The organism is Vibrio sp. 99-70-13A1 (genome assembly GCF_013114625.1).
Classification (GTDB): Bacteria; Pseudomonadota; Gammaproteobacteria; order Enterobacterales; family Vibrionaceae; genus Vibrio.
Genome location: NZ_VTXD01000001.1, coordinates 200,196 through 212,629 on the forward strand (window position 1 = coordinate 200,196; position 12,434 = coordinate 212,629).

8 protein-coding genes are annotated in these 12,434 nt (G+C 40.6%); 6 read left to right on the top strand and 2 right to left on the bottom strand.

Annotation, left to right across the window (positions count from 1 at the left end; translation table 11 throughout):
* Positions 1-242 precede the first annotated feature (242 nt).
* Complete coding sequence (locus tag F0226_RS00960; RefSeq protein ID WP_171733868.1) at positions 243-1,727, bottom strand: flagellar sheath protein A; 1,485 nt, start codon at positions 1,725-1,727, stop codon at positions 243-245.
* 436 nt (positions 1,728-2,163) lie between these two features.
* On the opposite strand from F0226_RS00960, the gene F0226_RS00965 reads away from it, so the two are divergent.
* The 5 genes from F0226_RS00965 (at position 2,164) to F0226_RS00985 (ending at position 9,205) form a co-directional block, all read left to right on the top strand.
* Positions 2,164-3,705: a DUF3360 family protein gene (locus tag F0226_RS00965; RefSeq protein ID WP_171733869.1), complete on the top strand. Its 1,542-nt coding sequence runs from the start codon at positions 2,164-2,166 to the stop codon at positions 3,703-3,705.
* A 339-nt stretch (positions 3,706-4,044) separates the two neighbouring features.
* Positions 4,045-6,321 (top strand): formate C-acetyltransferase, encoded by a 2,277-nt coding sequence (pflB, locus tag F0226_RS00970; protein ID WP_171733870.1) that lies wholly within the window; start codon positions 4,045-4,047, stop codon positions 6,319-6,321.
* Positions 6,322-6,525: 204 nt separating this feature from the next.
* Complete coding sequence (locus tag F0226_RS00975) at positions 6,526-7,527, top strand: lipid A-modifier LpxR family protein (RefSeq protein WP_171733871.1); 1,002 nt, start codon at positions 6,526-6,528, stop codon at positions 7,525-7,527.
* A 162-nt stretch (positions 7,528-7,689) separates the two neighbouring features.
* Complete coding sequence (gene pflA, locus F0226_RS00980) at positions 7,690-8,430, top strand: pyruvate formate lyase 1-activating protein (protein WP_171733872.1); 741 nt, start codon at positions 7,690-7,692, stop codon at positions 8,428-8,430.
* A gap of 274 nt (positions 8,431-8,704) precedes the next feature.
* Positions 8,705-9,205 (top strand): YfbU family protein, encoded by a 501-nt coding sequence (locus F0226_RS00985; protein WP_171733873.1) that lies wholly within the window; start codon positions 8,705-8,707, stop codon positions 9,203-9,205.
* A 137-nt stretch (positions 9,206-9,342) separates the two neighbouring features.
* Here the strand turns inward: F0226_RS00985 and F0226_RS00990 are convergent, their stop codons facing one another.
* On the bottom strand, positions 9,343-10,116 hold the full coding sequence (locus F0226_RS00990; protein ID WP_171733874.1) for a MipA/OmpV family protein: 774 nt from the start codon (positions 10,114-10,116) through the stop codon (positions 9,343-9,345).
* Between the two features lie 347 nt (positions 10,117-10,463).
* Between F0226_RS00990 and F0226_RS00995 the strand changes: the two genes are divergently transcribed.
* Entirely contained in the window at positions 10,464-12,398 is a 1,935-nt protein-coding gene (locus F0226_RS00995) for a PrkA family serine protein kinase (protein WP_171733875.1), read from the top strand.
* Positions 12,399-12,434 lie beyond the last annotated feature (36 nt).

Consider the following 12,434-nt stretch of genomic DNA (forward strand, 5'->3'; position numbering starts at 1 on the left):
CTTTTTCTCCCAAGTTCTATGATAACTGCAAGGTGCTCCGACCTTTTCATGCGATACAAACTAGCACCCCAAGAAACAACATGCAACAAATTATTAACCTTGAGAAATGAGAATAAATAGCAATTCACTCTGATTGATTATGCAATAGACAGCGTTTTCCTCTCATTTTGGTGAATAGTATTTATAAAAAAGCCCCTATCAAGGGGCTTTAATTAGTTTCAATTATGTTACATCAACACACATTAATTGACGCTATTTTCTAATGCTACAATCGACTCGCTAAGTAACGATATATTTCTATTTTTTACCGGAGTCGGTAATGAGATAGAGCCATTTACATCTGTAAAGTTAGCTAAATCGATGTCAACTATGCTTTGAAGATTGATGTTTTTCTCCATAAACCAAGAAACAGAGTTTGAATTTTCTAAATCCAATTTTGCAACACCAACTTCAATTCTATCCGTTGATACTTGTTGGAATGCCACTACCGAACTTTCCATCAATGCTTGGCTAGTATCTGCTGGGGCAAAGATTGTTTGATAAAAGTCGTAATTAAGGCTGGTAACACCTCTTACGTGAGTTCTTTGCAAATCAAAATCATTAGGTGTGAAACCCACTGAACTTACACAGAAATCAGCAACACAGCTACTATCAACTGCTGTTGATGAAAAATCATTGACTGACGGAATCGATAAATTTAAATCTACACCAGCAAATGGTGTCAAAGTATTTACATCCCACATTCCATTAGTAGATGTACCATTAGCCTTCACTCCCCAGCTATTAGCCGATAAGTTGCTGCTTGTATAAGACAAAGTCGTTGCATTGTCATACAAAGGTTGCCATTGATACACTTCATTCTCATAAGCTAATTCAACGTTACTCGTATTATCAATAGAGAAGCCATTTGGAATAATATTCAAACCATCGATATCGACCATCTCCATAGATACCGATGGCAGGCTTGGTGGTGGGTTGGTTGAGTCATAAATAGAGTTTGAAGGAACAAAAGTGAAATGCTTTAACTCTTTATATTCTTGAGGGTTACTTGCCAATGCATCAAATGCAGTGACCAAAACGCTTTTAGTCCCATTTAATGGTGCTTTTACAGGAATATTTGCAGACAATTCATGTCCAGTAACTCGAGAATCAATATAGCTTGATTGGTAGTAACTTGTGTCAACACTGCTTTGTGCAACTGCTACTGCTGCTGTATCTGACAAAGATAAATTAAATTGTTCACCTTGATAACAATCATTTGAACGATTCGCTTGCTGCCTTACGTTTAGAACTAAATCTGTCATTAGCTCTTTTTGGACAGTAAACATATATACATCATTTCGGCTGCCTAACCCACCAACGACTTCTTCAAGAGAAACATAACCACCATCAGGAATCAGAGCGCTATTGACCGTCACTTTACCAGTAGCTGGAATGTCTGTAATGGTTTCATCTGTAATCACAGAACCATCTGCATTGTGATATAGGATATTGAAACCTTCATCAGCAATTTTTGCGGCAATGACATTACCATCAACAGTTTGATCATCAGAAAAAATGCTACAGCTCGCTCCAACAGTAGTTTTTACATCGCTATATAGATGAACAAATTGCCATGTATAAGTCGGTGCAGCCGGCGCACCGCCTCCACTGCTGCTGCTTCCGCCACAACCTGCCAATAGCCCTGTCATTACTGCCACAAGCGGCAACATTTTTGTTGTATTCATTTTTATATCCCTGTCGGTGGCAACAGCTCGCCAAAATTTAATCACTATCAATAACTAAGCAAATAATACGCCAATAAGTCGCTATTTATTGAGCTATACGCATAAAACTTAGTCTTTCGAGTATAAACGTCAAGTTATGAAAAAAAATTACACTTTTATTCAACGTACATATAACTAATTGAGCACTTATGTAGCTTTCTTTCACATACACTCATAAAGTGATCAAGATCAATCACCCTAAAGGGTAAGCTTGTTAGACTCCAACGCAAAGTTAAGGTACTAAAAAGTACCAGACATTTCTCTCAATTTAGCTATATTAAGCACATGCATGACGTGCAACAGCTATTTGGCGGTTGAGTCATAAAGGAAATACCGCAGGATGCGGGTTTATAGAATTCAGTTTTAGAATTACTAACAATTAAAATATGAGGAATCTATGTCAGACGTTGTCAACAATACGAACTCTGAAGTAGAAGAGAAAAGCTATCAAGAGCTCCACCGACCTGCATCTGAGTTTGAAAACCGCTCAGATTACCTAGACCACGAACTGCAAATCATGAAGCCACGTCGCTTTAAATTGAATTTGCCAGGTCGTGACTTCCGATTCGAACTTGAAGATTTAGTCCCAGCTCTTGCGGGTACCATCGGCATTATCGCGATGTACTCTGCAGTAATGATGTCTTGGGCTGATGGCCTGACTCAAGCCTGGGATCATGTAAACCTTGGTAAAGAGTTTGCAATTGAAGTTGCTCGTGTAGAAATGCTTATCCCTGCACTGCTCTTCTGTATTCTTGCTTCAGGTTTCTTTAACCCGAAAGCGAACCTTGCCGGTAACCACGGCCCAATGATTCCCCTTATCGGTACCATCGCTCTAGCTGGTGCTCACCCTCTTGCATTGGCAATCCTTATCGGTGTCTTCGGTTTAATCCTAAGTTTCCTAAAAGGCGGTTCTAAACTTGTAAACCTCACATCTGAAGGTACGGCAGGTGGCTTGCTCATTTTCTTAGGTCTCACAGGTACCATGAGCCAAATCAACTCTATCCAAGCTTGGGCAGTTGGTCTTCAGTCTTCGACTGTTGAAGCTGGCAGCATGGGTTACGTTGGTTTAATCGTTCTTGCTATTACTATTGCTATCTACGCTTTCTTAGCAAAAGTAAATAAGCGTTGGTTAGCTATCCCAGTTTGTGCATTTACAGGTCTTGCTATCGCATTGGCCCTGGGCGCAGGTTTCGACATTGTATTTGAAACTGAAATGGGTATCCCGAACCTAAACCCAGTTTACTGGTGGGGTTCCACTTCTGAAGGTTGGATGCTTGGTTTACCAAACGTTGAGCACTTCATTGCCTCTCTACCGTTTGCCATTCTTGCTGTTGCTATGTGGTCACCTGATTTCCTAGGTCACCGTATCTTCCAAGAACTGAACTACCCAAGAAAGTCTGAAAAAGTACTGATGGATGTTGATGACACAATGACTATGTGTTCTGTTCGTCAAATGGTTGGTACTGCGGTTGGTGGTGGTAACATCACATCGTCTTGGGGTACTTACATGATCCCTGCTGCAATCGCAAAACGTCCAATTCCTGGCGGCGCAATCTTACTTGGTTCTCTATGTATTATTGTTGCAATCCTTGGTTTCCCAATGGATGTAGCGGTATGGCCACCAGTAATGCGTGTTGCTCTACTTGTTGGTGTATCACTTCCTCTGCTTGAGGCTGGTATGCAAATGGTTAAAGATTCGAAAGATTCTCAAGCCGCAGGTATCTGTATCTTTGGTTCTGCAGTTGTTAACCCTGTATTAGCTTGGGCATTAACCATGCTTCTTGATAATAACGGTCTAATTGGCGACAAAGAACGTGCGAAGCGTCTATCATTTGTAGACAAATTTGTAATCCCAGTTGGTGTATTAGTTATCTGTTTAGTAGCAATGCTTGCTGTAGGTATGCTTGAAGGTCAATACGGTCTTAAAGCTTGGCTATAAATTGCCCTAAGTTGCTTGGCGAATACGTAATATAAGCAAGATTCGCTCAGCAGCTTAAACAATAGTTTGGGTGGTAAAGCCTACCACCCAACTTTTTTAGTTATTTTTCAACTTTTGTTAGCATTTATTGATTTAGTTTAAGTTTTGCAAAAAAATTTTAGCGTAATCTTGAATACATAGAAATGAGACACCATTTAAAGTAATAATGACAATATATATAATCATATGAAATAAATGTGATAATACATATTGTTATTAATAAGAGTGTACTACCCGTCAGGGGCACTGGCTCAACAGTGTTAAAGTACTTTTTTTTTCTACTAAAAAGGTAGGTATGTCATGGCAGAGCAATTTGCTAAAGCTTGGGAAGATTTTGCTGCAGGTGAGTGGCAAAGTGAAGTAAACGTTCGTGATTTCATTCAAAAGAACTATACGCCATTTGAAGGTGATGAATCTTTCCTAGTTTCTGAGGGTACTGAAGCGACTAATACGCTTTGGGCTTCGGTAATGGAAGGTATCAAACAGGAAAACGCAACTAAAGCACCTGTAGATTTTGATACATCTGTTATCTCTACCATCACTTCTCATGATGCAGGCTACATCCAAAAAGATCTTGAAACTATCGTAGGTCTACAAACTGAAAAACCTCTAAAACGTGCAATCATCCCTAACGGTGGTGTACGTATGGTTGAAGGTTCTTGTAAAGCATACGGTGAAACTCTTGACCCAATGGTTTCAAAAATCTATTCAGAATACCGTAAAACACACAATGCTGGTGTTTTCGATATCTACACGCCTGATATCCTAAAATGTCGTAAGTCTGGTGTTCTGACTGGTCTTCCTGATGCTTACGGCCGTGGTCGTATCATTGGTGATTACCGTCGCGTAGCACTTTACGGTATTGATTTCCTAATGAAAGACAAAGCAGCTCAATTCGCTTCTCTTCAAGAGCGTTTCGAAAACGGCGAAGACCTTGCTGCAACAATGCAACTTCGTGAAGAGATCTCTGAGCAACATCGCGCTCTAGGTCAAATCAAGCAAATGGCTGCTACATACGGCTTCGATATCTCTGAGCCAGCTCAAACTGCTCAAGAAGCTATCCAGTGGACTTACTTCGGCTACCTAGCTGCTGTTAAATCTCAAAACGGTGCTGCAATGTCTTTAGGTCGTACTTCGACTTTCCTAGACATCTACATCGAGCGTGATATCGCTGCTGGCAAGATCACTGAAGACCAAGCTCAAGAAATGATCGATCACTTCGTAATGAAGCTACGTATGGTTCGTTTCCTACGTACTCCTGAATACGATGAGCTATTCTCTGGCGACCCAATCTGGGCAACAGAGTCTATGGGTGGTATGGGTATTGATGGTCGTACGCTAGTAACGCGTTCGAACTTCCGTTTCCTTAACTCTCTATACACAATGGGTCCTTCTCCAGAGCCAAACATTACGGTTCTTTGGTCTGAGCAACTGCCTGACGGCTTCAAACGTTTCTGTGCGAAAGTATCTATCGATACTTCTTCTATCCAGTACGAAAATGATGACCTAATGCGTCCTGACCTTGATTCTGATGACTACGCAATCGCTTGTTGTGTATCACCAATGATCGTTGGTAAGCAAATGCAGTTCTTCGGCGCTCGTGCTAACCTTGCAAAAACTATGCTTTACGCAATCAACGGCGGCGTTGATGAGAAGCTTAAGATGCAAGTTGGCCCAGTTGGCGACAAGATCACAGATGAAGTACTTAACTACGATGACGTAATGGGTCGCCTAGACACATTCATGGATTGGTTAGCTAAGCAATACGTGACTGCACTAAACAGCATTCACTTCATGCACGATAAGTACAGCTACGAAGCTTCTCTAATGGCTCTTCATGACCGTGATGTTCGCCGTACTATGGCTTGTGGTATTGCTGGTCTTTCTGTTGCTGCTGATTCACTATCTGCAATCAAATACGCAACTGTTAAACCAGTTCGTGACGAAGATGGCATTGCAACAGACTTCGAAATCGAAGGCGATTACCCTAAATACGGTAACAATGACTCTCGTGTAGATGATATTGCTTGTGAACTTGTTTCTACGTTCATGAACAAAATCCGTAAGCTTAAGACTTACCGTAACTCTATCCCTACACAGTCAGTTCTTACTATTACATCTAACGTTGTATACGGTAAGAAAACAGGTAACACTCCAGACGGTCGTCGTGCTGGTGCTCCTTTCGCTCCTGGTGCTAACCCAATGCACGGTCGTGATGAGAAAGGTGCTGTAGCGTCACTAACGTCTGTTGGTAAACTACCGTTTGCTGATGCACAAGATGGTATCTCTTACACTTTCTCTATCGTGCCAAACGCACTAGGTAAAGAAGAAGATAGCCAACGTGCTAACCTTGCAGGTCTAATGGATGGTTACTTCCACCATGAAGCTGGCATTGAAGGTGGTCAACACCTTAACGTGAATGTTCTTAACCGTGAAACTCTTGAAGACGCAGTTAAGCACCCTGAGAAATACCCTCAGTTAACAATTCGTGTTTCTGGTTACGCTGTACGCTTCAACTCTCTAACTACAGAGCAACAAGCTGACGTAATCGCACGTACATTTACTGAGTCTCTATAAGCTTCACGCTAATTAGACAGTAAAACTAATATTAGCCCTGCCAATGTGCGGGGCTTTTTTATGTTTGGAGAATATTAGTCGATTTAGCTGTACTATTTTAAATATCAGTTTGAGCAAAAAAACACTGTTTCATCCACTTTTTTTTCACATCAAAATTCGAATTACGGTACTATCTTGGTTCATAATTAGAAAGTAAGTTACTGCATGAAATACCTTCGCTGTTTACCATTGATTCTTCTGTCATTCTCATCACTAGCATCAGAACGCTCAACGTTAACCTTCGCTTTAGATAACGATGGTATTTTTGGTGTCGATCAAGACTACACCAATGGTCTTTTCTTCTCTTATACCTCTGCGGGAATTACCCCTTATGAATGGGCAAAACCACTAAGCCTTTCACACTGGGGAGCGTCTTCTTTAGATAAGTGGGAAGTCACTCTCGGTCATAAGATGTACACGCCTTCAGACATCGAAGTTGACACTCCCTTAGCTAATGATCGCCCATATTCTGGTTACCTACATACTGAAATCAACTACATCAGTTTACACCCACAACAAGCACAGCGTTTCAATATTACTTTTGGCACCACTGGTGAAAGAGCTTTATCTGCAGACGCTCAAAAGCTGGTGCATTCCATCACCAAGTCTGACGACCCTCTGGGCTGGGAATATCAAATTGATGATGAATACGCAGGTAGCGTTGGATACTTGACTCACCTTAATCTGCTACGTTCTCAAGCCATTGCGAATACTGATTGGGAAGTTTCCAACATCATCGAAGTAAACGTTGGTAACTTCCGTAGTGATGTTTCTACCGGTTTTATGATGCGCTGGGGAACAGATTTAGGCGGTAACTTTGGTGCAGCAACGATAACAACAGAGAACCCGTTTAGACCAGGTATGATTGGCGCATCGAATAACGGCTGGTTTACTTATGCTGGTCTTGAAGGCCGCTACCGATTTAATGATCTAACGATTGAAGGCGATCGATCTGGTGTTGATAAATACGCACACGATAATGGTCAAAACCCAGCGATTTACGATGTCACATTAGAACATGTTCAAGCAACTGCTGTTGCAGGTGTCGCATGGTATAACCAGCACGTTGGTGCAGCTTTTGCTCTTACCGTAAAAACACCTGACTACGAAGAAGCGAAAGAAAAAATATACACAACAGGCGGCGTGACTTTCTTTACTTTCTTCTAACAGTATTTACGCGACATTAAAGCTGTGATTAATTTATAAATAAAGGCAATAAACCGAAAGGCTTATTGCCTTTATTTTTAGGGGCTTCTGCCGATTTGACCCTATTTTATGTACCGTTTTTGTAATAAAATGACCACATAAATTCCTATACGAGAATAGCTCATGTCTACAATTGGTCGCATTCACTCTTTCGAATCTTGTGGTACTGTCGATGGCCCTGGAATCCGCTTTATTGTGTTCCTTCAAGGGTGCTTAATGCGCTGTATGTACTGCCATAATCGCGATACATGGGATACTCACGGTGGAAAAGAGGTGACTGTCGAAGAGATTATCACTGAAGCCAAATCGTACCGTCATTTTATGAAAGCTTCTGGCGGCGGCATTACTTGCTCAGGCGGCGAAGCGATGCTTCAACCTGAATTTGTACGTGACTTTTTTCAAGCTGCGCAAGCTGAAGGCATCCACACTTGTCTTGATACTAATGGCTATATTCGTAAGCATACTGATGTTGTAGACGAAGTATTAGAAGCTACTGATTTAGTGATGCTAGATTTAAAGCACATGCGTGATGAAATCCATCATGACTTCATTGGTGTTTCAAATAAACGAACTTTAGATTTTGCTCGCTACTTGCATAAGATTGGTAAAAAAACTTGGATCCGTTATGTTGTTGTTCCAGGTTATACAGACACTCCTGAAGATGCTCACCTACTTGGTGAATTCATTAAAGATATGGATAACATCGAAAAAGTAGAACTACTGCCTTACCATAAACTTGGCGCTCACAAATGGGAAGCTATGGGTAATGAATACCCTCTTGATGGTGTTAACCCGCCAAGTAAAGAGCTGATGGACGAAATCGTTACAGTTCTAAAACAATACCATCCAAACGTTAAGTATTAACTTAGCTTGATAGCTTGATAAGAATGAAGCGCCATCAACCTACGTTATGGCGCTTTTTTATTGCACCTTTCCTCACCCACCTTCCCTATCAAAATTAATGCAATGTCTAATAGAAGATAATCTAATTTATCTTCATTTTTTCTTACAAGATTTGTTTATAGTTTCAAATAATCGTATTAAATCCGTGTTGAGATCATGTTTCTGTAAGTGTGATTACTGTTAATCTTACTTCAACAAAATAATATTACATTTAGTTTTTAGTGAGGTTTCCCTTATGGAAATGACCAATGCTCAGCGTCTAATCCTATCAAATCAATATAAGCTTATGTCTCAAATGGACCCTGAGAATTCTGCGAAATACCAACGTCTACAAACAATTGTAGAACGTGGTTACGAGCTTCAAATGAGAGAACTCAACAAGGAATTTGGTTGTTTAACAGAAAGTGAATGTCGTGAAACTATCGATATCATGGAAATGTACCATGCGATGCAAGAGTCAAACAAAATGCTTGCAGACTCAGAACGCCAAGACGTTGATCAACGCCGTCTACAGTTCTTAGGATTTGATATTGCTTCAGAAGCACAATCTGTAAATTACGTGCGCTTCCTTATCGATTCTGAAGGGCTATACCCTCAATTCGATAAAGCTGACCACCACTTTAACAGCCAAATGCCAATGCTAGAAAAATACCGCAGAATGCTTACCACATGGCGCAATTGTCCTCGCCAATACCACTTATGCTCTACAGAGCTAAGCCAAATTTTTAATGCTTAACTAAATCAGTCTAATTGAAATCATACGGTTTAGATTAGGCTTTATCTTTTTGCGAAAGACTCAAAGAAAAGTTAACAGAAAAAAGAAAGGGGTAGATACGTTGGTATCTACCCCTTTTAATATCTGTTCAATAACGCTTAAAAAACGTAAGCAACACCGACGTTAGCGGTAGTATTTACACCACTTTCAATTATCGGGCTTTTCTCAATATCACCTTCAAGATTTGTGTAACGAATGCCACCAGTGACACGAATGTTTGGCGTAACATGAGCATAAGCACTTAAACCAACGAAATATTGACCATCCCAATCGGCATCAAATGAACTGATTGTGCCATTACCATCATTTGCCACACGTTGCGCTTCTTCTTTACTCACACCGTACAAGTGATTATTAAGGCGTTCGCTGTTATATGCGTAACCAATTGCTGGTGTAATAGCCCAGCCTTTGCGGCGAATAGGTAAACGCCAAGCGGCTTCAGCGTAAATACCATTATGCTTAGCACCAATGTCTGAGCCGGCAGTTGCTTCAAACATACCCACCAGCGTAATGACTTGATAACTCACACCACCAAGAATCGATGCTTTTCTCTCATCCAGCAATCGCATATCTGTATTGTCAGAATCACTCGGCTTTAACGTTCTCGGGTCATAGAAAGCTCTGAAAATAATATTTTGCGGGCTGCCTGCTGGCAACAGCCTGTATCCAGCACTAAAACCACGCATGAAAAAGTGCTCACCTTCATAGCCAACTAGTGGAATAACGGCTTGGTTCGAAGGGGTATCAATATAAACAGCTGGTGAATACGATGCAGCAGCACCTAGCGACCACTGAGAGATCTTCGCCTGTGCTGTAGTTGTCATCAATATTGCTGCGCTAATACAGCACGTTTTAAACCAACTATTTTTCATTTTGAGTTCCTATTTCTTTGAGCTATATGAGCAGAGTAATTTTCATTTATTATATGGAACCCTATACCAAAAAACAATGAGACCATAAATATTTATCAAAACATGTAAAAACACACCTTGAACTGTAATTAGTGATCCTTCAAGCATTAACATTTTACATACTTCACTTTTTTAAAATGGCAGCTAACAAGCTACACCTACCCTTTACTCCTCAAGTCACACCTCTAAATACAAATAAATACATAATTGTTAAGCAAAATTGTAGAGTCAGGTCTAGTCTTAAATGTAAGGGAAAATCTATTTTCAACCGCTCGTCAGTATGACTGGTTAACAAGGGGAATGTGACTATGAGTATTTTTGACCATTATCAATCACGCTATGAGGCAGCTAAAGAAGAAGAGCTGACGCTGCAAGATTTTCTTGCACTATGTAAAGATGATAAAAGCGCATACGCAAATGCTGCTGAACGTCTATTACTTGCTATTGGCGAGCCAGAAATCATTGATACCGCACAAGACCCTTGGCTCAGTCGGATTTTTTCTAACCGAGTCATTTCTCGATATAAAGAGTTTGAAGATTTCTATGGTATGGAAGATGCCATTGAACAAATCGTTTCTTACCTAAAACATGCGGCTCAAGGTTTAGAAGAACGCAAACAAATCTTGTATCTACTTGGTCCTGTTGGTGGCGGTAAATCCTCTTTAGCTGAGAAGCTAAAAGCATTAATGCAAAAGATGCCTGTTTACGTACTTTCTGCTAATGGAGAGCGTAGCCCTGTCAATGATCACCCTTTCTGCTTATTTGACGTCAATGAAGATGGCGAGCTATTGAAGAAAGAGTACGGCATTGAAAAACGTTATGTTCGTTCAATCATGTCTCCTTGGGCAGCGAAACGTTTACATGAATTCGGTGGTGACATATCTAAATTCAAAGTGATCAAAGTTCGCCCTTCAATCCTCGACCAATTAGCGATTGCTAAAACAGAGCCAGGTGACGAAAACAATCAAGATATTTCCTCACTTGTGGGTAAAGTAGACATTCGCCAGCTTGAACATTTCTCGCAAGATGATCCTGATGCCTACAGCTACTCTGGTGCTTTATGTAAAGCGAACCAAGGGCTTATGGAATTTGTTGAAATGTTTAAGGCACCGATCAAAGTCTTACACCCATTATTAACCGCGACTCAAGAAGGTAACTTCAATGGTACTGAGGGGCTCTCTGCTTTACCATTTGACGGCATGATCCTAGCTCACTCAAATGAATCTGAATGGCAAACCTTCCGCAATAACAAAAACAATGAAGCTTTCCTTGATCGTGTTTATATTGTGAAAGTGCCTTATTGCTTAAGAGTGTCTGAAGAAGTCAAAATCTACCAAAAACTACTGGAACACAGTGAACTGTCTAAAGCTCCATGCTCACCAAGCACCCTAGAGCTGCTTTCTCAGTTCAGTATTCTTTCTCGTCTAAAAGAGCCAGAAAACTCATCATTATTCTCTAAAATGCGCGTTTATGATGGTGAAACACTCAAAGATACCGATCCAAAAGCCAAAAGCTACCAAGAGTATCGTGACTATGCAGGTGTCGATGAAGGCATGTCGGGTCTATCTACACGTTTCGCTTTTAAAATTCTATCTCGTGTATTCAATTTCGACCAAGCAGAAGTCGCTGCAAACCCAGTTCACTTGTTCTACGTTATTGAACAACAAATCGAACGTGAACAGTTCCCACAAGAACAAGCTGAGAAGTACTTAGAATATCTAAAAGGCTACTTGGTGCCTCGCTACGTTGAGTTTATCGGTAAAGAAATTCAAACGGCTTATTTAGAATCATATTCTGAATACGGACAAAACATTTTTGACCGCTATGTCACCTATGCTGATTTCTGGATTCAAGATCAAGAGTACCGTGATCCTGAAACGGGGCAGTTATTTGATCGCGCCTCTCTTAACGGTGAACTTGAAAAAATAGAGAAAACTGCGGGTATCAGTAACCCTAAAGACTTCCGTAATGAAATCGTCAACTTTGTTCTTCGAGCTAAAGCAAATAACAATGGTCTTAATCCAGTTTGGACTAGCTACGAGAAACTGCGTACTGTCATTGAGAAAAAAATGTTCTCAAACACAGAAGAGCTACTACCAGTTATTTCCTTTAATGCAAAAACGTCTTCAGAAGATCAGAAAAAGCATGACGACTTCGTTGCTCGCATGATGGAAAAAGGTTACACCGAGAAACAAGTTAGGCTGCTTTCTGAATGGTACCTAAGAGTTCGTAAATCCTCATAAAAGTAGGATCACAACGACAATACTTAGAGGGGGATC

Coding starts and splice junctions, on each gene's coding strand:
- F0226_RS00965 (WP_171733869.1), top strand. CDS start 2,164: ATGTCAGACGTTGTCAACAATACGAACTCTGAAGTAGAAGAGAAAAGC.
- F0226_RS00985 (WP_171733873.1), top strand. CDS start 8,705: ATGGAAATGACCAATGCTCAGCGTCTAATCCTATCAAATCAATATAAG.
- F0226_RS00975 (WP_171733871.1), top strand. CDS start 6,526: ATGAAATACCTTCGCTGTTTACCATTGATTCTTCTGTCATTCTCATCA.
- pflB (WP_171733870.1), top strand. CDS start 4,045: ATGGCAGAGCAATTTGCTAAAGCTTGGGAAGATTTTGCTGCAGGTGAG.
- pflA (WP_171733872.1), top strand. CDS start 7,690: ATGTCTACAATTGGTCGCATTCACTCTTTCGAATCTTGTGGTACTGTC.
- F0226_RS00960 (WP_171733868.1), bottom strand. CDS start 1,727: ATGAATACAACAAAAATGTTGCCGCTTGTGGCAGTAATGACAGGGCTA.
- F0226_RS00995 (WP_171733875.1), top strand. CDS start 10,464: ATGAGTATTTTTGACCATTATCAATCACGCTATGAGGCAGCTAAAGAA.
- F0226_RS00990 (WP_171733874.1), bottom strand. CDS start 10,116: ATGAAAAATAGTTGGTTTAAAACGTGCTGTATTAGCGCAGCAATATTG.